The sequence below is a fragment of the Sinorhizobium alkalisoli genome (assembly GCF_008932245.1).
Classification (GTDB): domain Bacteria; phylum Pseudomonadota; class Alphaproteobacteria; order Rhizobiales; family Rhizobiaceae; genus Sinorhizobium; species Sinorhizobium alkalisoli.
In genome coordinates, this window is the sequence record NZ_CP034909.1 from 1,536,244 (window position 1) to 1,557,481 (window position 21,238).

Sequence of the window (21,238 nt, forward strand, 5' to 3'; positions counted from 1 at the left end):
CTTTCATCGCCAAATCGCGGCCATCATGAAGGTTTCAGACGCGCATATCCTCATCGTTCCGGGCTACACCAACTCCGGCCCCGACCATTGGCAGAGCCGTTGGGAGCGCAAGCTCTCGACAGCGCGCCGCGTGGTTCAGGCAGAGTGGTCGAAGCCCGTCAGGGAGGACTGGGTTGGCCGCATGGTCGACGCGGTCAACGCCGCGACGAAACCGGTGGTGATCATCGCCCACTCACTCGGCGTGCCGACGGCGGTCCATGCGCTTCCTCACTGCAAGCGGAAAATCGCCGGGGCCTTCCTGGTCGCGCCGCCGGAGGTAGCCAATCCGAAGGTCCGCCCGAAGCACTTCATGACATTCGGACCCTACCCGCGCGACCCATTGCCGTTCCCCTCGCTGATGATCGCCAGCCGCAACGATCCGTTCGGCTCCTACGACCACGCCGGCGACATCGCCAACGCCTGGGGTTCGCTGCTGATCGACGCCGGCGAAGCGGGCCATATCAACACGGAGTCCGGCCATGGGCCGTGGCCGGAAGGATCCATGGTCTTCGCCCAGTTCCTGAGCCGCCTGCAGGCCTGACAACGGCCTGCGATCGCCGCCGCGCCACAATTTCAAACGCCGTTCAGGCGCAATTTGACTTCGAGCGGCGGACCGCTGCGGATGGTCTGATAGACGACGCAATAGCGTTCCGTCAGCTTCAGGAGTTGATCGAGCTTCTCCTGCGGTGCCTCCGTTTCGAGGTCAAAGAATAGACGGATTTGCGCGAAACCGACGGGCGCGTCCTTGTCGACGCCCAACGTGCCGCGAAAGTCGAGGTCGCCTTCGGCCGAAACCTTGCCGGACTTCAGCGGGATCTCAAGCGCCGTCGCCACCGCCTTCAAGGTAACTCCGGCGCAGGCGACGAGCGCCTCCAGAAGCATGTCGCCCGAGCAGAGTTCAAGACCGGTCCCGCCCGTTGCCGGATGGAGGCCCGCCATCGCGAGCGCGCGGCCGGTTTCGACCTTGCAGGCGATGTTCTGGTCATCGAGCCTGCCATTCGCACGAAGCGTGACGTATGCCGCCTCGGGATTGGATCTGTAACGCTCCTTGATCGGCGCCTGTCTGGCGCGCAGCGCGGCGGCATCCATCGTCATCATGCTCCTCCGTTGTCACTAACAGCGTCTGGCGCGTCGGCCCGATAACAGGCGCGCGGCGCTGTAACAGTGCCGCCAGCAACGAAACTCCGCAATGGGTCGACGCCCATTGGTCGCGGATCCAGAGGATCTAACTTCTCCTGGGAGAGAGCATTACTCTACGTCAGTTCATCTTTGGGCGGACCGATGCGCCGGAAGCGTTACGATGAAGCAGGCGCCGCCGTCGGGCGGCGTTTCGTGGCGCACCGTGCCGCCGTGGCGCTCGGCAATTTGGCGCACCAGCGCCAGCCCCAGGCCCCAGCCGCCTGCGGCTTCGCTACGCCCCGAGGGGCGATAGAACGGCTCGAACAGGCGGGCGCTCTCGCCATCCGCGATACCAGGGCCGTGGTCGCGGACCCTCAGCTCGACTTTATTGCCGGCGAGCGAAACGGTGGCCGTAACCGGTGGACTACCGTGCCGCATGGCGTTCTGCATCAGGTTGCGCACGAGCCTTCGGAGCAGGCGGACGTCGCCTGCGACGGTTGCGGGCGCGCCGGAAACGTCGACTCCGTTGCGGGCCCCTTCTTCGGAGACCAGGGCGAGGACGTCGACCGCCTCCTGAACGTCGAGAGTCTCGACATGGTCCAGCCTGCTCGCCACGAGGATTTCCTCGACCAGCGTGTCCAGTTCGGCAAGGTTGCGGACGATTTCTTCCTTACGGTTGCCGTCCGGCGCCTGCTCATAAAGGTCGATCGCCATGCGCAGGCGCGCAAGCGGCGAGCGCAATTCATGGCTGGCATTGGCGAGCAGAGCGCGATGGGACTTGATCAGCCGCTCCACGTGGTCGGCGGCCTTGTTGAAGCTCCTGGCCACCGCCGCGACTTCGTCGCGCCCCTGCGCCGGCACCCGGGTCACGAAATCGCCCCTGCCCCAGGCATCCACGCCCGCGCGCAACCGCTCGAGCCTCCGCGTCAGATGACGCACTACCGGATAGGCGGCGAGGCCGATGACGCCGGCGATCAACGCCAGATAGGCGAGCGGATTGCGGCCGACCGGACGGAAAGGCCGCTCCATGCGTGCAGCGACTGCGCGTCCGTCGGGTAGTTCGGTCACCATGGTGTGAAACTTGCCCCTGTCATGGCGCGACGGCCCCTCGCCAATATCGCGTGGAAGCGGCCGACCGGCGCTCGCAATCAGCCTGCCTTGCCGATCGTAGACCGCTATGTCGGCGTCGAAGGCCCGCGAAAACCGCTCCAATGTCGCTTCGACCGAGTGCCGGTCCATCTCGGGGGGGATCAGCGCGGTGATGAACCGCGCCCGTTGGCCCTGCCAGCCCGAATCCTCTTCGCCTCGCCCCAGCCACACGAAGGCCGCGCTGGCGACGGCGACCGCTGCAAGGCTTGCCAGCAGCGTCAGGTAGATTTTCAGGAACAGCCGGCTGCGCATGGCTCCAGGTCTCTGTTGTGATGCACGTTATGCCAAAACCGCTGCACATTCTTGGGCGACATGCATTATCTTTCGTCGTCCTGGAAGCGGGCGAAGACATAGCCGACGCCGCGCACGGTGATGATGCGCCTTGGATGCTTGGGGTCGCTCTCGATGGCTGACCGGATGCGCGAGATATGCACGTCTATTGAGCGATCGAAGGCCTCCATCTCCTCGCCCTTCGCCGCATCCAGAAGCTGTTCGCGCGACAGCGTGCGGCCGGCATTTTCAGCAAGCGCCAGAAGCAGGTCGAACTGATAGCTCGTCAGCGCACAGTTGCCGCCGTCGATCCTGACCGAGCGGGATCCAGGATCGATCTCGAGCCGGCCGAAGCGCAATATCCGCGAAACCGCCGAGCCGCCATTGCGGCGGCGCAGGATCGCCTTCAACCGCGCCAGCAGTTCGCGCGGATTGAAGGGCTTGGGCAGATAATCGTCGGCCCCGAGCTCCAATCCGACGATGCGGTCCGTCTCTTCGCCTTTGGCCGTGAGCATCAGGATCGGAACGTCGGAGACCGCACGCATACGCCGGCAGGTCTCGAAGCCGTCAAGGTCCGGCAGCATGACGTCGAGGATGACCGCGTCCGGCGCAAGGCGTCCGAGCTCCGCAAGCCCCGCCATAGCCGTTGCCGCAGTGTGCACGGTATAGCCATTTCCCGAGAGATAGTCGGAGAGCATGGCGGACAGGCGCGTGTCGTCGTCAACAATCAGGACCCGTTCCGCCATTTCTCATGCTCCGTTCAGCCGCCCGGGCGACTCAAGTCTACCGCCAGAAGTCTTACCACCGGCCGCGGCCCCTGCGCTCCTTCAAATGCTCGGCGAGTTTGGCGCGCTGCTCCGGTGTCAACACCTCAGCAGCATCGAGGAGCGCAGTCGTCATCTTGCGGGAGGCTTCGTCGATGGCCGCGACGCGCTCGCTGCGCAGCTTCTCGGCGGCAGCGCGGTCGAGGGTCGACGCGCCGAGAAGATCGATTACCTCTTCGCGGGTCTCGCGGAAGTCCCGGATGGTCGGCCTGATTTCGGCCCGAGCCTTGTCGATGATGTCCCAAAGCTTGTCCTCCTGCTCGGGCGTCGCATCGAGTTCGTCAAGCACGGAGCCGATCCGGTGTTCCATGAAGCCACCTCCCATATGCGCATGCATCATATGGCCGCCGAACCGGGCCATGCCGAAGCCGAAATCGTCGCTGCGCGCAGCGGCGTAGCCAACCGCGCCGACGACAGCGACGGCGGCAAGTCCGCCAATCGCGGCGCGCCGTCCCCATCCTTTCGAAATCGCTTCGCGCGCCGCCGGGCTCGACTGGATCTTGTCCTCGTTTTCCATGGTCAGTCTCCTTTCAATCCGCAGCACCTGCTGCGATGGAGACAAGCTAGCGCGCCAACGTTTCGACCCTTCCGGGCGAATGTAAAGAATTGTAAAGCGACAGCGGGTTTCGACACAGTGCCGGGTCTGCGCCGAAGAATCGTGTCCGCAGCCGGCCGTTTTCACCCCCGATCTGACTTCGAATTCAGAAAACGCGGCCGTAGTTCAGGTGTTGCCGACGCTTTCCCTCACTCATCGGTCGATGATCTCATCTCGCTTGAACTCGAATGTTGCAAGGAACATCGACGGCTGCTGTCGGTTCGGGGAAGGCACGGAGTACATGGGCGATGCATATCGAGCCTCTGCCGAACGCGGGAGGGCAGACATGAACAGGCACCCGGCCATCGTTGGAGCGGCCGGCGGGATCGTCGGCACGATCCTGGCTGGCATCGCAATCTGGTTGATCGTCGTCTACACGGGGGCTTACAAACGATTACGCGAGCCCCACTGGTTCCGCTCAAGGACATGCGCAAGAGGCGCCTTCATCCGCCGCGCTGATCTTTATCGCGGCCCCGGTGGCGCTTCTCATAGGAACGGTCGGCGCCGTCTCGGTCTTCAAGGCCGTCTATGTCGACAAACGTGAACTGAAATGCGCCTGCGTCGGCGGAAAGAGCAAGGTCCCTCTTGGGTTCGTATCACTGACCGAGAACCTGATGATGGTCGCCATGGCGATCTGGATGACAGCCAAGATCAGCTGACATCTTGCCGTTGACAGAGATGTTCAAAAAACCGCCCGATCAACCCGGCCGGGCGGCGGCAGTTTCCGAATGGATGCGATCAGCTGTTTTGAACCTGTGCGACCGCCTCACCCAGGAGTTCGATCATCCGCGCGCGGATTTCGTCCTCCGATTGTGCCACGCCGGCAGCATCGAAGTCGGCCTTGATCTTGCGCACGACGTCCTCGTGGCCCGCCTCTTCGAAATCCGCGGCTACCACTTCCCGAGCATAGTCCTCGGGATCGGACTTGTTCAAAAGACCGGCGGCCCAGAGGCCAAGCAATTTGTTGCGGCGCGCCAAGGATTTGAATCTCAACTCCTCATCAAGAGCAAACTTTGCCTCGAAAGCCTTCTCGCGGTCCTTCATGGTGGTCATCAATCAATCTCCCTTTCCTGCCGGAAGTTGTTATCGCCATAAACCAAAACGCCGCCGAAAGTGCAATGCGCGTTTTCGTGTTTGCTGACTTTCATGATACCCTAATCTAATTCGGGGGATGTGAAGATACGCCGATTGTGAAATGCGTTCTTTTCAGATATGGACCCGCTGAGAAAACTCCAATTGCGCGACCCAAGCGCGCCAACAAGCACAGAGACAAATCCATGAATCGTCGCCGCCGTATCTATGAAGGTAAGGCCAAGATCCTGTACGAGGGTCCGGAACCGGGCACGTTGATCCAGTTTTTCAAGGACGACGCCACCGCTTTCAACAAGAAGAAGCATGACGTCATCGACGGGAAGGGCGTACTCAACAACCGCATATCCGAGTACATCTTCACGCACCTGAACAAGATCGGCATTCCGACGCACTTCATCCGCCGCCTCAATATGCGCGAGCAACTGATCAAGGAAGTGGAGATCATTCCGCTGGAGATCGTGGTGCGCAACGTCGCCGCCGGCTCGCTAGCCAAACGCCTGGGCATCGAGGAAGGCACCGTCCTGCCCCGCTCCATCATCGAGTTCTATTACAAGGCCGATGCCCTCGACGATCCCATGGTTTCCGAAGAGCACATCACCGCCTTCGGCTGGGCGAGCCCGCAGGAACTCGACGACATCATGGCGCTCGCCATTCGCATCAACGATTTCCTCTCCGGCCTCTTCCTCGGCGTCGGCATCCAGCTCGTGGATTTCAAGATCGAGTGCGGCCGCCTCTATGAAGGCGACATGATGCGCATCGTACTGGCCGACGAAATCTCGCCGGACAGCTGCCGCCTCTGGGATATCGAGACGAAAGAAAAGATGGACAAGGATCGGTTCCGCCGCGACATGGGCGGTCTGGTCGAAGCCTATCAGGAAGTGGCCCGCCGTCTCGGCATCATCAACGAGAACGAGCCGCCGCGCGGCTCCGGTCCGGTGCTCGTCAAGTAAGTTCGGGGATTAACAAAGTGATCAAGGCACGCGTAACCGTGACGCTGAAGAACGGCGTACTCGACCCTCAGGGCAAGGCGATCGAAGGCGCACTCGGCGCACTTGGCTTCGACGACATCGGCCATGTACGCCAGGGCAAGGTCTTCGACCTTGAGCTCGAGACCGCCGACAAGGCCAAGGCCGAAGCGGATATCAAGGCCATGTGCGAAAAGCTGCTCGCAAACACCGTGATCGAAAACTACAGCATCTCCCTCGCCTGAAGGCGGGGGAGCTTTAGCGCCAGCCTCGGGCTCGGACCTTGGGGCATGCCGGCGCCTCCAGTGCATAGAAACTGCCTCGCGCCATAGCGGCCGCGAGACCAAGGCGAGGTATCCACGTCCATGAAATCCGCCGTCGTTCAGCTTCCTGGCCTCAACCGCGATCGCGACATGATTGCGGCGCTCGCGAAGATTTCCGGCAAGGCGCCGGTCACCGTCTGGCAGACCGAAACCGAAATTCCAGATGTCGACCTCATCGTCATCCCGGGCGGCTTCTCCTATGGAGATTACCTGCGCTGCGGCGCGATCGCCGCGCGCATGCCGGTGATGCAGGCGATCAAGGCCAAGGCGAAACAGGGTGTTCGCGTGCTCGGCGTCTGCAACGGCTTTCAGATCCTGGTCGAATCCGGTCTTCTGCCCGGCGCGCTGATGCGCAATGCTTCGCTGAAGTTCGTCTGCCGCGAGGTGAAGCTGGAAGTCGTCAATGCCGACACGTCATTCACGCGCGCCTATTCGAGGGGCCAGGTGATCCGCTGCCCCGTTGCCCACCATGACGGGAACTACTTTGCCGATGCGGAAACGCTGAAGGCGATCGAAGGCAATGGACAGGTCGTGTTCCGCTATGCCTACGGCACCAACCCGAACGGCTCGATCAACGACATTGCCGGTATCATCAACGCCACGGGCAATGTTCTCGGCATGATGCCGCATCCGGAAAACCTGATCGAAGCGGCCCATGGCGGTGCGGACGGACGCGCACTCTTCGCCTCGGCGCTCGACGTAATCGCAGCCTGATTGACGCCCCGTTGCGCGTCGTTGTCGGGGCGCGCACCGTTACTCCAGCAGTTCCACTGCCTGCTTCGTTCCTTTCGACGCCGCCGGCGTCAAGCCACCGAAGCGGCCATCTCATCAGTGCGAGGCGCCAAGCAACCCATGATTTTCGGACGTTTCCTTGCGCTTGCCTCGGCGACGGCAAGCCTCATCGTCATCGCCGGTTGCCAATCCAATCGCCCGGCCGCCTCGCCGGCGAGTTCTGCCGCCCTGCCGACCATGGAGCGTATCGCACTCGGCGCCAGCGGTTGCTGGTTCAAATCGGGCGATCCGGCCTTCAAGACCTACCGCCTGGCGCCGGAACTCAATTCCTTCTCCGGCCGGCCGCGTATCCTGATCGTGCCGGCCAGATCTCCCGAAGCGCGGCCTCTCGCCGTCATCCAGGCGGAGGGACAGCCTGCCCGCCTCGAAGCATTCGGTCCGCTTTTCAGCGAACCCGTGGGCACCCGCATGTCGGCTGACGTGCGGCGCTGGGCGGCAGGCAATCAAGGCTGCAGCTGACCCTTCCTGTTCGCAAGCCGCCCTTCATCCGCCTGCTCGTCCTTGGCAGTCCCGCTGCACCCGCGCGGGGAGGTCCGGTCGCCTACCTCCAGAACGGCACGGCCGCCTCCCGCCTCGCCTCCGCTTCCGTAAGCCCGATATCTTTGAGTTGCTCGGCGCTGAGTTCGCCCAGCGCAAGCCGGCTGCGTCTCCTGCTGGCGAGGGCGCTATAGGCGCGCCAAAGCCGTACGAAAGCACCAACAGAACCGGGCTTTCTCTTCGAAGCAGAAGCCGCAACTCCAGCGCCCCGTTTGCGCGACAACTGGATTGTGCCAATTGTACCCATTGCCTTTACCTTTATATCAATTGTCACCTTCGTCTGTGATAATTGACAGGAAATCTGAGGCAATATAGATAATTGTCACTATGACAAGATGGCTTCCTGACATACAGCAGGGCCGCGGCCCGATCTATGCGCGCATCGCCGATCAGATCGAAGAAGCGATCGGCAATGGCACGCTGCCCGCCGGCACCAAATTGCCGCCGCAGCGCAACCTCGCCTTCGATATCGGGGTGACAATCGGCACGATCGGCCGTGCCTATCACATCGTGCGCGAGCGCGGCCTCGTCAGCGGCGAGGTGGGCCGCGGCACCTATGTGCTCGATCATCCGGAGAGCCGTCCCCCGGAACAGTCCGATCCCCTGACCACGTCGCTCGCCGGTACCCGGCCGATCGTTGCGCCCGCGGGCAAATTGCGTTTCGACAGCACCGCGGCGCCGGATATCGGCCAGGGGGAAATTCTCGCGAGGCTTTTGGGCGACATCAGCCACGAACACCACGCGGACATTGCCAGCTATGCCCGCAATTTCCCCGATCATTGGTTCGAAGCGGGTGCCCAGTGGCTGGCACGCGGCGGCTTCCGGCCGGAGGTAGAGCGCATCGTGCCGACGCTCGGGGCCCACGCCGCCGTGATCGCGGTGATCTCCGCGGTGACCTCGCCCGGCGACCGTGTCGCCTTCGAAACCTTGACCTATTCGCAAGTGAGCCGCAGCGCCGGGCTGATTGGTCGACGCATCGCCTTGATGGAGAGCGACGAGTTCGGACTGGTGCCGGAGGATTTCGAACGCGTCTGCGCTCAGCAGCACCCGAAGCTGGCTTTCCTGATGCCGAGCGCCCAAAACCCAACGGTTGCCATCATGCCGCTCGACCGGCGCCTGGCGATCGCCGATATCGCCCGGCGTTACGGCGTCTGGCTGATCGAAGACGATCTCTACGGGTCGATGACCGGAGACCCGGTGCCGGCGTTGGCGGAGATTGCGCCGGAGCGAACTTTCCTCGTCGGCGGTCTGTCGAAATCCGTTGCCGCCGGCGTGCGCGGCGGCTGGGTTGCTTGCCCGCCGCATTTCAGCCAGCGCATCCGCATTTCCCACAAGATGATCAGCGGCGGCCTGCCCTTCCTTCTCGCGGAACTTTGCGCCCGGCTGGTTCTTTCCGGTGCCGCCGCCGCGTTGCGCAGCCGCAGCGTCGAGGAAATCGGCGCTCGCGAAACGATGGCGCGCGACATCTTCTCCGGTTTCGAGTTCAGTTCCCACCCGAGGGTGCCGTTTCTCTGGCTCAAGTTGCCGGATCCGTGGCTCTCGGGAACCTTCAAACAGGCTGCCCTGCAGGAGGGCGTGCTCATAGACGATGAGGACGAATTCAAGGCCGGGCGCGCCGATCGCGTCTTCCACCGCATCCGGGTTGGCTTCTCCTCTGCCGCCGAGCGTTCGGAAGTGGGGCGAGGCTTTCAGGTTCTCCGCCGCCTGCTCGACAGCGGGCGCGCCGGCTATGACAGCTTTGATTGAGTATTCTTCCCACAGCGGCTTTCGCCGAAACAACGACGATCTATAGTTGTCGCCAATTGCCCAGGTTGATTCGCCTGCAAAGGATACTCGGTCATGATCCAGTCGGTCTTGTTCGACGCCCCATTCTCCCGCCCCGCCATGGCCAGCCTGGTGCTTCTCGGCAGCGTCGCCGTTTCATCGGCTCATGCGGATGACGGGATCTTTGACGAAATGCGGTTCGGCCTCACCGCCCCCATCGAGAGCGGAAAGCACCATGAAAGCGGCGTCTTTCCCTCCTTTACGGTGTTCTTCGACCCGCTTGGCGCCGGTAGGGCGGGTACTCTTGCCGAAAAGATCCTGCGGCCACGCATCCATGCGGGAGCCTCGGTCGCAACCTCATCCAACGGCATCAACCAGATCTATGGCGGGCTCAGCTGGGACGCTGACATCACCGAACGGTTTTTTGTCGAACTGGGTGCCGGCGGGACGATCCACGACGGCGACCTCGAGGACGACGGATCAGACGGGCCGAAGCTCGGATGCCGGGTGCTCTTTCGCGAATATGCCGCCGCTGGCTATCGTTTTGATGCAAACTGGAACCTGTCGGCCACGATCGAGCACAACTCGCATGCCAATCTTTGCGACGGCCCCAATGGCGGCCTCACCCGGGCCGGCCTGATGCTCGGCTATACGTTCTAGTGGTGAAAATCTAACCCTTGGCACCCGAATCCGAAGGCCGGATTCGACCGAATGCGGACGGTAGCCCTCCTCTGGTGGACGCCCGCTCCGGATGGTGATAGCGGGCGTTGGCTCGACTGTTAGAATGCGTCTCGGCCGTCGTCTGCGACCGCGGCATTTCGGCTGGCTCGACACAAACGCTTCATCATCGAGGATGTGAGCTTTCTTGCCAACGACAGGGGCTACGACCCTATGCCATGTTGAACTGGGCCGTCGACGCGTTGCTGCTCGCCGAACAGGACGATCGTGCGGTTCACTCATTTCCAGCCGATGGTACAGGCCTGCTGGCACTTAACACGGATCAGGAAGAAAACACCTCGTCTTTATCGATCTGCTCGCGCATCCAAGAGAGAAACTTCTGAAGAGGCAATGACGGAGCAATGCTTTTCGGCCACGTGAGATAATAACCTTCGCCGCTGTAACACGTCATATCAAAGGGAGCGACGAAGCTGCCGGCCTGAAGGTGTCTCTTTACAAACACCTTGGTTGCGATCGCGACCCCGATATCCAGAGATGCGGCCTCGTAAGCGAGTGCCGAACTTTCGAAACGGATGCCAGGGCTGGGGTCGACCGTCGATCCGACGCGTTTAAGCCATGCAGCCCAATCGGTCGGACGTGCCATAGAATGCAGCAGCCGCACACGGCTCAGGTCATCAGGGCACCTGAGCTTGTGGGCTTCCTGGAAAGCTGGTGAACAAATCGGAATCAGTTCAACATCGACCAACTTTTCGCTGTGGAGATCTGGCCAATTTCCTTTTCCCGCCCGAATGGCAGCATCCAGGTTCTGAGTCTCGAAATCGACTGGGGCGGTGGACGAACTCAGACGGACCTCTATGCGTGGGAAGGCTTCATGAAACTGCGTCAGCCGTGGAATAAGCCAACGCTGGGAAAAGGTCGTATAAGACTGGATGGCGAGAATATCCCGCCTGCCCCGCCGGGACACTCGCCTTGCCGCGTTCCCGATTTCGACGAAGGCTCGAGTCACGCCTTCATAGAGTTGCCGTCCCTCGTCGGTCAGTTCGATGCCGCGATGCAGCCGCTTGAACAGCACGACACCGAGATACTCCTCCAGCACTTTCACCTGGCGGCTGACGGCCACCTGAGACACATTCAGCTCTTCCGCAGCCTGCGTAAGGCTGGACAGGCGGGCAGCCGCTTCGAAGGTCCTTAACGGGTTTAGCGGGGGTATTGAATTGCTCATTTGCTAGTCATACGTCATGTCCGATCGTACCCAAAACACCTGTGGCGCTTCGGCGAGGCGCGCCGCTGGACCTTCGTGCGGGCCTGTCCGCGCATCCGAGCCGACTTTGCGGCCCCGGTGCTCACACCCGTTCAAGGGCAATGGCAATCCCCTGTCCCACGCCGATGCACATGGTTGCAAGGGCAAAGCGGCCATTGATCTTGTCAAGTTCCAGTGCCGCCGTTCCGGTAATGCGTGCACCCGACATGCCGAGCGGGTGTCCGAGAGCGATGGCGCCACCGTTGGGATTAACCCGGGGATCGTCATCGGCAATGCTGAGATCTCGCAGACATGCCAGGCCCTGACTCGCGAATGCCTCGTTCAATTCGATGACATCGATCGCCTCTTGCTGCAATCCCAGCCGCGCCATCAATTTTCGACAGGCTGGTGCCGGCCCGAAGCCCATGATCCGTGGAGCGACTCCAGCCGTCGCCCCACCGAGAATCCGCGCGATCGGCATCAGGCGGTGACGCTTTGCAGCAGTCTCGTTGGCAAGGATCAGGGCGGCCGCTCCATCGTTCACACCGCTGGCATTGCCCGCAGTGACCGACCCTCCTTGTCGAAAGGGCGCCTTGAGACCTGCCAAGGCCTCGAGCGTTGTCGCGCGCGGATGTTCATCACGATCGACCAGGACCGGGTCGCCCCTGCGCTGAGGGACCTTGACAGGGACGATCTCCTCCCCAAGCCTTCCGCATGCCTGGGCAGCAGCAGTCTTCAGCTGAGAGCGGAAGGCGAACGCGTCCTGGTCCGCCCGCGATATCCCGAATTCCTCCGCGACATTCTCGGCAGTTTCAGGCATCGAATCGACGCCGTATTGAGCCTTCATGATCGGGTTGATGAAACGCCACCCGATCGTGGTGTCCTGTATCGAGGATTCCCGGCCAAAAGCCGTCTCCGCCTTCGGCACAACGAACGGGGCGCGGCTCATGCTTTCCACGCCGCCAGCGACTATCAGCTCGGCCTCGCCGGATCGGATGGCGCGAAATCCGGTGATGATGGCGTCCATCCCGGAACCGCAGAGCCTGTTGATCGTCGTTCCGGGAACCTCCACCGGCAGTCCGGCAAGAAGCGACGACATGCGAGCCACATTGCGGTTGTCCTCGCCCGCCTGATTAGCGCAGCCAAAAATCACCTCGTCAACCGCTGCCCAATCCGGGGACGGCTGACGGGTCATCAGCGCTTTCAGCACGGTGGCGCCGAGGTCATCCGGCCTCACGGAGGCGAGCGCTCCGCCGAAGCGGCCGATTGGGGTACGGATGTAGTCGCAAATGTAGACATCAGACACGGGTTCAGTCTCCGAGGAGAGAGAATTAGCGGAGCCACGCCGAACGCGCGCACCGCTGTGGGGGCGAGCCGCTTTGGGTGCGGGTCGCCAAAATCAGCGAAGCACAACGAGCGCGTCGCCGGCGCGCACACCGGAGCCCTCGGGCAGCACAAAGACCGGGTTGATCTCCGCCTCTTCCAGCCGATCGCCCAGCGCCACCGCCATATCTGCGAAAACCAGAACGGCATCGATCAAAGCCTCGGTATCGGCGACCGGCCGACCGCGGAAGCCTTCCAGAAGGGCCGAACATTTCAATTCGCCGATCATGTCGCGAACCTGTCGGCGCGTCACCGGCAAGAGCCGCATTGCGACGTCCTGGTACAGCTCGGTGGTCACGCCCCCCGCGCCCAAAAGAACACAAGGCCCGAGCTGAGGATCGCGGTTGTAGCCGAGTATGAACTCTACGCCACCCCTGACCAACTCCTGGATCAGGAAGCCATCGACGTTCGCGCCGTCCGCAGCAACCTCGACGCGCGACAACATCTGCTCGCAGACCGTTTCGACGTCGGCCGTGGCAACGCCGACTTCAACACCGCCGACCTCTGATTTGTGGAGGATCTCCTTCGAGAGGATCTTGATGACCACGGACCCGTCGAACGCGGCCGCCTTCGCCGCTGCGTCTGCCGGGGTTGCCGCCTCGATTTCGCGCGTGACCGGGAATCCGAAGCGGGCGAAAAAGCGCTTCGCCTCGGCCTCGTTCAACGAGCCTTGCGGCAGGTCCGCTCCGTCCACGGCAGGGGGCGCCCGCCGCTCAGCCGAGTCATCTTCGCCTCGCGGCAGCAAGGCGCGCAGTGCTGCGGCGCAGCTCTCGGGAGCCGCATAAGCCGGGATCCCATGGGCATTCAAGTGTTGCACGATGCCCGGCGCCTCGGGGCTGACATAAGCGATCATGGGCTTCTTGCTGATGTGCATCGACTCCAGGAGCGGCTGGGCGACGACGTCCGGCTGCCGGATCGAGGACGAGCCCACGACAACGACTACGGCGTCGTAAGAGGGGCTTTCCGACAAGATCTGCAGGATGGATCGGAAGAGATCCGGACGCAGGCCGGCCAGCGTGACGTCGATCGGATTGCGATCCAGCACCGCCTCTTTGAGGTCGAGCGCCAGCAGCTTTTTCGACGTATCGGGATCGGGGCTCGGCATTTCGAGGCCGGCAAGTCCGACATTGTCGGCGACGATCGTCGCCGCGCCGCCGGTCGATGTCACGATCGCGACTCGCTTGCCGCAAAGAAGGCGCCCCTGGGACAGGGCGGCAGGGATGTCGAGAAGGTCTGCGAATGTCTGCGCTCGAATGATGCCGAGTTGTTTGAATAGGGCATCATACACCTTGTCCGCGCCGGCCAGCGCGCCGGTGTGGGAGACGGCGGACTGCGCGCCGGACTCGGAACGGCCGACCTTGTAGGCCACGATGGGCTTGCCGGCCGCGATAACCCGCGCGGCGGCATTGCGGAACTTCTCCACGTTGCGAATGGTTTCGAGGTAGAGGGCAACAACGGTGGTTGCCGGATCCTCCGCCATGGCATCGAGAAGGTCGGCAACTTCGATGTCGGATTCATTTCCCGTTGCAATCAGCTTGGAAAAGCCGACCCCGCGTCCGACCCCGCGCGAAAGCAGAGATCCGAGAATCCCCCCGCTCTGCGACAAAAGGGCAACTCCGCCGGCACGGAAGTCCTTCATCTCCATGGCACCGCTTGCCGTCAGCATGATGCGGTCCGTCAGGTTGACCAGGCCGATCGTATTTGGGCCCAGAATCCGCATCGAACCAGCAGCCTCGCGCAACTCGGCCTGGAGACGACGCCCCTCCTCCCCGGCCTCGCCGAAACCGCTTGCGAGTACGATCGCCGCCTTGCTGCCCACAGCTGCAAGCTGGCGAACGGATTCGATCACCCGATTGGCACCGACGAGGACGAGCCCGACATCCGGTGCCTCGGGAAGTGCTTGCGCATCCGCATAGCATGTCAGATCGCCGATCGCTTCATTGCGCGGGTTGATGGGGTAGATCCGACCATTATAACCGTGCTGTTGCAGATAGGCGATCGGCCGCCCCGTGAGCTTCGTCACATCGGAAGAGGCTCCCACGACGGCGACGCTGGAAGGGTTCAGAAGCGCATCAATGAAAGTCATCTGGGCTCGCCTCACGCGCTGGTTTTGTTGAGGAATGCCTCTACGGACGAACGATGTTCGGCCGTGGTGTAGCAGATTGCCTGCGCCTCGCGTCCGAGAGCGAAAATCGCCTCATCGCTGCTCTCGAAGGTCTTGTCGAGGATGGCCTTGGTCAGGGCAATGGCGGCCGGCGAGCCGGCACTCAACTGCTCCGCCCAGAGCTGGGCATCATCGATCAGGGTATTGGCCGGCGAGATCCTGTCGATCATGCCGATCCCAAGCGCCTCCTCGGGTTCGACCACCCTGCCCGTCAGAATGAGCTCCTTGGCGCGGGCGAGGCCCACGCGACGCGGCAGGAAATACATCCCTCCGCCATCCGATACGAGGCCCCGCTTGATGAAGCTCATCGCCATTTTCGCGCCTTCGGCCGCGATGATGAAATCGCAGGCGAGGGCCATGTCGAGACCGAGACCGAAGGCTGCACCATTGACCGCGGCAATGACCGGCTTGGAGAGACCATGGATGACGGCAACACCCCTATGCGTACTGCGCTGGCGGGTCCAGCCATTGAAGGCGACTTCTCCCGCAGGAACCTCCAGGCGCGCGCGCATGCCTGATACATCGCCACCGGAGCAGAAGCCCTTGCCGGCGCCCGTCAGAATGACCGCGCGAACCGTCCGGTCGGTGCCAACCTTCTCGAAGGCGTCGATCAGTTCAGACCGCATCTGATCGTTGATGGCGTTGCGAACATCCGGACGGTTCAATGTGACGGTCGCTATGCCGTTCTTGTGGGAAACCGCTATGAACTCATGTTCACGAACATTGACGGTCATTCCTTTGTTCCTTCCTCTCGAGCGCTGCCATGGTGGCACTGGCGCGATCTTTCACTTGACTAGAGGCATCCATGTCTTCGGACTGTCACCTGGACAACTGATCATCTGGCCGCGTTAGCCCAACCAGCAGTTTAGGGGAGAGACCCTTTTGCCTGGCCAGCCGGGGCGACCAGCAGTTCTCGCGGCAGATCGGCGCCGTGCAGGATCCCGTCGCGAAGCGCAGCTGCATCTGCGTCAGGGAGAATTCCGGACGCCAGTTCGTGGAACTTCGCGATTATCTCCGCGTCGCTCAGAGGATCCTCGGGATCGCCTCGCCGCGTCTGTTGAAGGTGTTCAAGCACGCGGCCATCCCGCAAGATCACCCGTAGACGGGCCTGTCGTCGGTGTGGATATAGAACCGAAAGGGCCGGATCCTCGAACACTGAAATTCTCGTCATCAGTTCGCGTATGTCCGCGCGCGCCAGGGTCTCCTCTTCGAAGGCTGCGAGGCGGACCGCTCCGAGGATCAGTCGTGCGGCAAGGCAATATTGCAGACTGAAACGCGCATCCTGCGCCGACGCGGGATCTGGCCGATTGCACATCGCTTCGGTCGCGCGATAACCGTGCACTTCAACCCGCGCGACATCCCCCTCGCGGAAAGAGTGACGCTCGCTCATTGCTGCAATGGCATCGAGCGCAGGAAAGATATGGCCGCAACATCCGTGGGCCTTGACGGTCATGCGGGTGATCGGTGTCCACTCGCCGAGACCCGCAAGCGCCCCCTCCCAATCTCCGGTCGTATCGCTCGTCGCAGCCGCAAAACCGTTCTCTGCGTCGAGGCTATCGGAAGACCCGGCAATCCCCGCCGCGGCTGCCATCGCGGCCAGCAAGCCTGCATCTGCCGCATGTCCCGGATGCAGAGCTTTTGCCAGGCCCTGCCCGCGGAGGTTCTGCTGGTGCCCACCCGCGAAGCTTGAAGCCAACGCCAGGGCATTGCCGACGCTCCTTCCGTCAGCGCCGAGAAGCATCGCCCCCGCGACGGCCGCGCCCATGGTACCGACGGTCGACGTCGTATGCCAAAAGGTGTAGTGGCTGGGCTGGATTGCCAGCGAAATCCGGCACCCCACCTCGTAGCCGGCGACTATGGCGCGGTGCAGTTCTTCAAGGCTTGACCCGAGATGCTGCGACAGGGCGAGAGCAGCCGCTATAGTGGGGCTGCCCGGATGATAGCCGCCATCCTTGAAAATGTCGTCGAATTCGACGGTGTGGCTGGCCGTGGCGTTGAGAAGAGCCGCGCGGCGCGGCGTAGAGAAGCGGCCGTCGACGTACGACCATGCGCCGCCGCTACCATTCGTCTCCGGCACCGCCTTGGCCAGCATTGTCGCCGGCGCGCGAACGCAGCCGGGCAATGTCGTTGCAAACCAGTCCAGGATCGCGCGGCGCACCGCCCACTCAACGGCGCCTTCGATCGGCCGTCGACGCCAATCGCAAGCCGCTTGGGCCAAAGCCGAAAGCGGACCGCTCATCGCAAGATCGCTCCCAGCCGTATCTTCCGAAAGGGTAGGATCCGCTGCGGCGGAGGCTTCATCGAAACATGCCGTCGTGCCATCTTCTCCGCCTTTCAGTTGATCGCGCATTCGGCACGAAGCCTTTCGATGTCCGCGCTGTCGAAGCCTACCCCCCGCAGGATTTCCTCCGTTTGCGCACCGACAGGCTGTGGCGGGAAACTCAACCCAGGCGCGCTATCCGACATGGTGAAACCCGCGACAGGAACCACCAAGCCATCCGTCGACGTGCCGGGCGCCGCGTGTTTATGCAGAAGCGGCCGCGATTCAATTTGCGGATCCGCGAGGGCTTCTTTCAGCTCTCGTACGCGCGCCGCTGGTATCCGCCTTTCCCGGAAGAAACTCTCCCAGTAGTCGGCGGGCATGGTGGCGATGATGCTGCTGAGTGCAGCCTCCTCCTCGCCATGGCTGTCCAGCCGCTGATTGTTGTTCTGCTTTATGAGATCTTCGCGCCCGAGGGCGATCCATAGGCGGCGCTGCTGCTCGAGGTTCGAGGCGGCGATCATCAGGCCCCCGTCAGAGGCACGGTACTGGCCGATCGTGGCGAAGGGAAAGCGGTTGCCCTTCGGCTTCGGATGACTGCCATTCCACAGGTATCCCGTTACGTAAGGACTACACAGGACGAGCGCCACGTCCAGCATGGAGACGTCCACGAACTGCCCGCTGCTGCTGCCACTGCGTTCACGCTGCAGGAGGGCCGCCGTGATGGCATAGGCGGCCGTTGTACCCGTCGCATAGTCAACCACGGGAGCGCCACATTTCAGAGGATCGCCATCCTCGCTGCCGGTCATCGTCATCATGCCCGAGAATGCCTGAAGAACGGAATCATAGCCCGTCTGCTCCCGGCGCGGTCCGGTCGAGCCGAAAGCCGAGATCGAGCAATATATCAGCCGGGGGTTGAGTTTGCGCAGATCGTCGTAGCCGAGCCCCAGGTCTTCAAATGCACCGGGCCGGTAGTTTTCGACGAAGACGTCCGCTGTTTCGACGAGCCGCATCAAGGCGTCACGACCGGCTTCGGTCTTCAGGTTCAGTGCAACCGCCTTCTTGTTCGACGCCTGTGCCATGAAGGCAGTGCCCATGCCGGCGCTGCTGAGATCGCGATCCGAGCCCTGAAGGCGCGCCTGGTCCGGATCGTGCGGATCCTCGATCTTGATCACGTCGGCGCCGAGTACGGCCATCTGATAGCTGGCGAACGGTCCGGCCAGCACGTGCGTGGTGTCTATGACACGGAAACCGGCAAGGGCCCTCGTCATGGTCTTTCCCTATCCATTCTTGCTGTCGTGTTCTCCGGCGGGTCAATCACCGCCGGAGGTCACCTTCACACGGATGCGGAGGCATCCGCACTACTGCAGGAGTCGAGCCGCCTCTAGCTGCTTGCTGGCGATCTTGCTGACGTCGCGTACGAAAGCGTCGTATTCCTTCGGCCCCAAAGTGGAATCGATGACACCCGTGCTGCGGGCATAGTCCTGATAGGTCTTGGCCTTCATCGCCTCGTGGATTGTGTCTGCAATCTGCTGCTGAAGTTCGAGCGGCATGTCCTTTGGACCAAAGACACCGCGCACTTGCACCCAGCTCGTGTCGACCTCGTAGCCCGCCTCACCGAAGGTGGGAACGTCCGGCAGACCATCGAGCCGCTTTTCACCCAGGACCCCGAGACCGATGATCCGCTTGGATTCGAAGAAGGGCGCGGTCGGCCCGAGGTTCGAAACACCTACATCCACGTGCCCACCGAGCAAGGCCGTCATGATGTCAGGAGTGGAGTCAAACCCGACCCAGTTGAACTTCACGTCTGCAGCGCTTTCGAGCATGGCCGTGCCAAGATGCTGCATCGACCCAACGGGCCCGAAACCGCCGATGTTGACAGTGCCGGAGCTGGCTTTCGCCTTTGCAACGAGGTCCGGCAGTGATTTGATGTCGGAATCCGCGCGAACGAAATAGATGATCGGGTCTTCCTGCGTGGAAGCTATCCAGGAGAAGTCGTCGACCGAGAAGGTTCCCTTCAGATTGGTCAGCATGCTCGTGAAGTGGGTCATCGTGTTGATGCCGATTGTCAAGCCATCGGGCTTGGCTTGGCGGACATGCGCCATCTGCGTTGCGCCTCCGGCGCCCGGAGCATTCACCACGACAACCGGCTGGCCGATCATCGGCTCCAGCGATTGCGCCAGGGTGCGGATGAAAATGTCCGCCGTTCCGCCGGGCTTCGTATGCATGACGACATTTACCGGTCCTGATGGCTTCCAGGCCGTCTCCGCCGCGACAGGACTGGAAAGACCCAGCGAGGCAACGACGGCGAAAAATGCCGTTGCCACGAACGCGCGCGCCGGCTTGAACAGATTTACTGACATGAAACGCCTCCCACGTTTGAACGAAAGAACCACGGTCCTCTCCAATGAGACCAGTGTCTTATGTTGGATCCGCGAAATGAACTGAGATTTGGTCAGGTCGAACGACCGCAAATATTGGGCATAGTGCTCGGGCAGTGAAGGCTGAGCCTGCCGCCCGAGCAATCGTCAGCCTCTCACCGAAGGGTCGGCCGCCCGGGTTGCCTGTCTCCGCTTCTGAATAAAGCCGATTGCCGGAAGCAGGAATGCAAGGACAGCCGTTAGAAGCAACGCAACCGTCAGAGGCGAGGTGTAGAAGACTTCAAGGGAACCTTGCGACGTAATCAGCGCCCGGCGGAAATTGGTTTCCATCATCTCGCCGAGCACCAGAGCCAGAATGATCGGAGCCAGCGGAACCTGCACCTTTCGAAGCAGGTATCCGAGAATACCGAACGCAGTCATGACGTAGACCGGGAACATCGTGCCCTCGGAGGCGAAGGCACCCACAAGGCAAATTCCTGCGACGATCGCCGCGATAGCGGGACCGGGAATGTTTGCAACCCTGGCCCAGGCGCGGGCACCGGCAAGCCCGATGAACACCATCACCGGCACGCCGATCCAGAGCGACGCGAAGATAGTATAAGGAATTTCGGGATTGCGGCTGAACAGGAGAGGCCCCGGCTGAATGCCCTGGATCATCAGGGCGCCGATCATCACCGCCGTCGTCGGCGAACCGGGGATGCCGAGTGCAAGCAAAGGTGCCATGGCACCGGACACGGCAGCATTGTTTGCCGCTTCCGAGGCCGCAACACCCTCGATAGATCCTTTCCCGAATCGCTCCGGAGTCTTGGATGTTTTCTTGGCCACCGCATAGGCAATGAAGGAGGCAATGGAGGCGCCCGCACCCGGAATGATGCCGATGATGTAGCCGAGCACCGAGCTTCTGAACACGACGCCATTGAGTGACCATAGACCCCTCCAGTTCCAGCTGCGCCAGCCGCCAAGCGGCGCACTCTTGATCTTGGCTGTCATGCCCCCCTCGACCAGGAAGAGGACCTCCGAAAGCGCATAAAGCCCGAGCAGCACCGGCACGAGGGGCAGCCCCTCGAAGAGCTCGACCGACGCGGCAAAACGCGGCGTCCCGGTCTGCGTATCCAGCCCGACCGTCGCGAGCGCGAGACCGATGCCCATCGCCACCGCGCCCTTGACCACCGAGCCTTCTGCAAGGCCGACCACCAGGCTGAGCCCGACGAGCGCCAGAGCGAAGTATTCACCGGGTCCGAACCGCAATGCGAATTCCGAGAGCGGCACGGCGGTAAACAGCAGGAACAGGGCGCTGATGAAGATACCAATGCCGGAGGTGACGATAGACACCAGGAGGGCTTCGCCCGCCTTTCCCTGCTGACTCAGCGGATAGCCGTCCCAAGCCGTCGCGACCGCTGCCGACGTGCCGGGCGAATTGATGAGAATGGCGGTGATCGCGCCGCCATATTCTGCCGCGGCATACAAGGCCACCAAACCGACGATCGAGACGACGGGGTCAAGTCCGTAGGTGAATGGGATGAGCAATGCGACGCCGAGACTGGGGCCGAGACCAGGAATCGCGCCGATGAGATAGCCGGCCAGCGAGCCGAAGACCAAGCTCAGCCACACGAGCGGATCGCCGAAGGCCGAGAAGCCTGAGAGGAGGTTTTCAATCATGGCA

General features: G+C 62.3%; 21 protein-coding genes and 1 pseudogene. 8 read left to right on the forward strand and 14 right to left on the reverse strand.

Annotated elements, in window-relative coordinates; all coding sequences use genetic code 11:
• The first annotated feature begins 25 nt into the window (after positions 1-25).
• Complete coding sequence (locus EKH55_RS07580) at positions 26-580, forward strand: RBBP9/YdeN family alpha/beta hydrolase (protein ID WP_151611267.1); 555 nt, start codon at positions 26-28, stop codon at positions 578-580.
• 32 nt (positions 581-612) lie between these two features.
• Here EKH55_RS07580 and EKH55_RS07585 read toward each other — a convergent pair whose 3' ends face one another.
• The 4 genes from EKH55_RS07585 to EKH55_RS07600 all read right to left on the reverse strand — a co-directional run bounded on the left by EKH55_RS07585 (position 613) and on the right by EKH55_RS07600 (position 3,918).
• Positions 613-1,128, reverse strand: a complete 516-nt coding sequence (locus EKH55_RS07585; protein WP_151611964.1) for an OsmC family protein — start codon at positions 1,126-1,128, stop codon at positions 613-615.
• 174 nt (positions 1,129-1,302) lie between these two features.
• Positions 1,303-2,559 carry a sensor histidine kinase gene (locus tag EKH55_RS07590; RefSeq protein WP_151611268.1) on the reverse strand — a complete coding sequence of 419 codons (1,257 nt, stop codon included), beginning with the start codon at positions 2,557-2,559 and terminating at the stop codon, positions 1,303-1,305.
• Positions 2,560-2,624: 65 nt separating this feature from the next.
• Positions 2,625-3,323 (reverse strand): response regulator, encoded by a 699-nt coding sequence (locus EKH55_RS07595; protein WP_151611269.1) that lies wholly within the window; start codon positions 3,321-3,323, stop codon positions 2,625-2,627.
• Positions 3,324-3,375: 52 nt separating this feature from the next.
• Complete coding sequence (locus tag EKH55_RS07600) at positions 3,376-3,918, reverse strand: Spy/CpxP family protein refolding chaperone (protein ID WP_151611270.1); 543 nt, start codon at positions 3,916-3,918, stop codon at positions 3,376-3,378.
• Positions 3,919-4,466: 548 nt separating this feature from the next.
• Between EKH55_RS07600 and EKH55_RS07605 the strand changes: the two are divergent.
• Positions 4,467-4,655 (forward strand): annotated as a pseudogene (locus tag EKH55_RS07605) (glutaredoxin); the annotation flags it as partial.
• A gap of 79 nt (positions 4,656-4,734) precedes the next feature.
• Here EKH55_RS07605 and EKH55_RS07610 read toward each other — a convergent pair.
• Positions 4,735-5,049: a DUF1476 domain-containing protein gene (locus EKH55_RS07610; RefSeq protein ID WP_069458552.1), complete on the reverse strand. Its 315-nt coding sequence runs from the start codon at positions 5,047-5,049 to the stop codon at positions 4,735-4,737.
• A gap of 224 nt (positions 5,050-5,273) precedes the next feature.
• On the opposite strand from EKH55_RS07610, the gene purC reads away from it, so the two are divergent.
• The 4 genes from purC (at position 5,274) to EKH55_RS07630 (ending at position 7,627) form a co-directional block, all read left to right on the forward strand.
• Complete coding sequence (purC, locus tag EKH55_RS07615) at positions 5,274-6,038, forward strand: phosphoribosylaminoimidazolesuccinocarboxamide synthase (protein ID WP_026614000.1); 765 nt, start codon at positions 5,274-5,276, stop codon at positions 6,036-6,038.
• 17 nt (positions 6,039-6,055) lie between these two features.
• A complete protein-coding gene (gene purS, locus EKH55_RS07620; RefSeq protein WP_069458551.1) occupies positions 6,056-6,298 on the forward strand; it encodes a phosphoribosylformylglycinamidine synthase subunit PurS in 243 nt (80 codons plus the stop codon).
• Between the two features lie 120 nt (positions 6,299-6,418).
• A complete protein-coding gene (gene purQ, locus EKH55_RS07625) occupies positions 6,419-7,090 on the forward strand; it encodes a phosphoribosylformylglycinamidine synthase subunit PurQ (RefSeq protein ID WP_151611271.1) in 672 nt (223 codons plus the stop codon).
• A gap of 138 nt (positions 7,091-7,228) precedes the next feature.
• Positions 7,229-7,627, forward strand: a complete 399-nt coding sequence (locus tag EKH55_RS07630) for a hypothetical protein (RefSeq protein ID WP_069458549.1) — start codon at positions 7,229-7,231, stop codon at positions 7,625-7,627.
• 82 nt (positions 7,628-7,709) lie between these two features.
• On the opposite strand, the gene EKH55_RS30245 is transcribed toward EKH55_RS07630, so the two are convergent.
• The gene (locus tag EKH55_RS30245) at positions 7,710-7,952 is read right to left on the reverse strand and encodes a DUF1127 domain-containing protein (RefSeq protein ID WP_069458548.1); all 243 of its coding nucleotides are present in this window, start codon (positions 7,950-7,952) and stop codon (positions 7,710-7,712) included.
• A gap of 80 nt (positions 7,953-8,032) precedes the next feature.
• Here EKH55_RS30245 and EKH55_RS07640 point away from each other — a divergent pair, with 80 nt between their 5' ends.
• Together EKH55_RS07640 and EKH55_RS07645 are read left to right on the forward strand one after the other, a co-directional pair.
• A complete protein-coding gene (locus tag EKH55_RS07640; RefSeq protein WP_151611272.1) occupies positions 8,033-9,451 on the forward strand; it encodes an aminotransferase-like domain-containing protein in 1,419 nt (472 codons plus the stop codon).
• Between the two features lie 138 nt (positions 9,452-9,589).
• A complete protein-coding gene (locus EKH55_RS07645; RefSeq protein ID WP_069458629.1) occupies positions 9,590-10,129 on the forward strand; it encodes an acyloxyacyl hydrolase in 540 nt (179 codons plus the stop codon).
• A gap of 340 nt (positions 10,130-10,469) precedes the next feature.
• Here the strand turns inward: EKH55_RS07645 and gcvA are convergent, their stop codons facing one another.
• The 8 genes from gcvA to EKH55_RS07685 all read right to left on the reverse strand — a co-directional run bounded on the left by gcvA (position 10,470) and on the right by EKH55_RS07685 (position 21,234).
• Positions 10,470-11,369 (reverse strand): transcriptional regulator GcvA, encoded by a 900-nt coding sequence (gcvA, locus tag EKH55_RS07650; RefSeq protein WP_151611273.1) that lies wholly within the window; start codon positions 11,367-11,369, stop codon positions 10,470-10,472.
• Positions 11,370-11,490: 121 nt separating this feature from the next.
• Entirely contained in the window at positions 11,491-12,693 is a 1,203-nt protein-coding gene (gene pcaF, locus EKH55_RS07655; protein WP_151611274.1) for a 3-oxoadipyl-CoA thiolase, read from the reverse strand.
• A 93-nt stretch (positions 12,694-12,786) separates the two neighbouring features.
• A complete protein-coding gene (locus EKH55_RS07660; protein ID WP_151611275.1) occupies positions 12,787-14,856 on the reverse strand; it encodes an acetate--CoA ligase family protein in 2,070 nt (689 codons plus the stop codon).
• 11 nt (positions 14,857-14,867) lie between these two features.
• Complete coding sequence (locus tag EKH55_RS07665; RefSeq protein WP_151611276.1) at positions 14,868-15,668, reverse strand: enoyl-CoA hydratase/isomerase family protein; 801 nt, start codon at positions 15,666-15,668, stop codon at positions 14,868-14,870.
• Between the two features lie 131 nt (positions 15,669-15,799).
• Positions 15,800-17,173, reverse strand: coding sequence for an MmgE/PrpD family protein (locus tag EKH55_RS07670; protein WP_151611277.1), 1,374 nt, complete (start codon positions 17,171-17,173; stop codon positions 15,800-15,802).
• 95 nt (positions 17,174-17,268) lie between these two features.
• The gene (locus EKH55_RS07675) at positions 17,269-18,465 is read right to left on the reverse strand and encodes a CaiB/BaiF CoA transferase family protein (protein ID WP_151611278.1); all 1,197 of its coding nucleotides are present in this window, start codon (positions 18,463-18,465) and stop codon (positions 17,269-17,271) included.
• Positions 18,466-18,555: 90 nt separating this feature from the next.
• Positions 18,556-19,557, reverse strand: a complete 1,002-nt coding sequence (locus tag EKH55_RS07680) for a Bug family tripartite tricarboxylate transporter substrate binding protein (protein WP_151611279.1) — start codon at positions 19,555-19,557, stop codon at positions 18,556-18,558.
• A gap of 165 nt (positions 19,558-19,722) precedes the next feature.
• Positions 19,723-21,234 carry a tripartite tricarboxylate transporter permease gene (locus EKH55_RS07685; protein WP_151611280.1) on the reverse strand — a complete coding sequence of 504 codons (1,512 nt, stop codon included), beginning with the start codon at positions 21,232-21,234 and terminating at the stop codon, positions 19,723-19,725.
• Between the last annotated feature and the right edge of the window lie 4 nt (positions 21,235-21,238).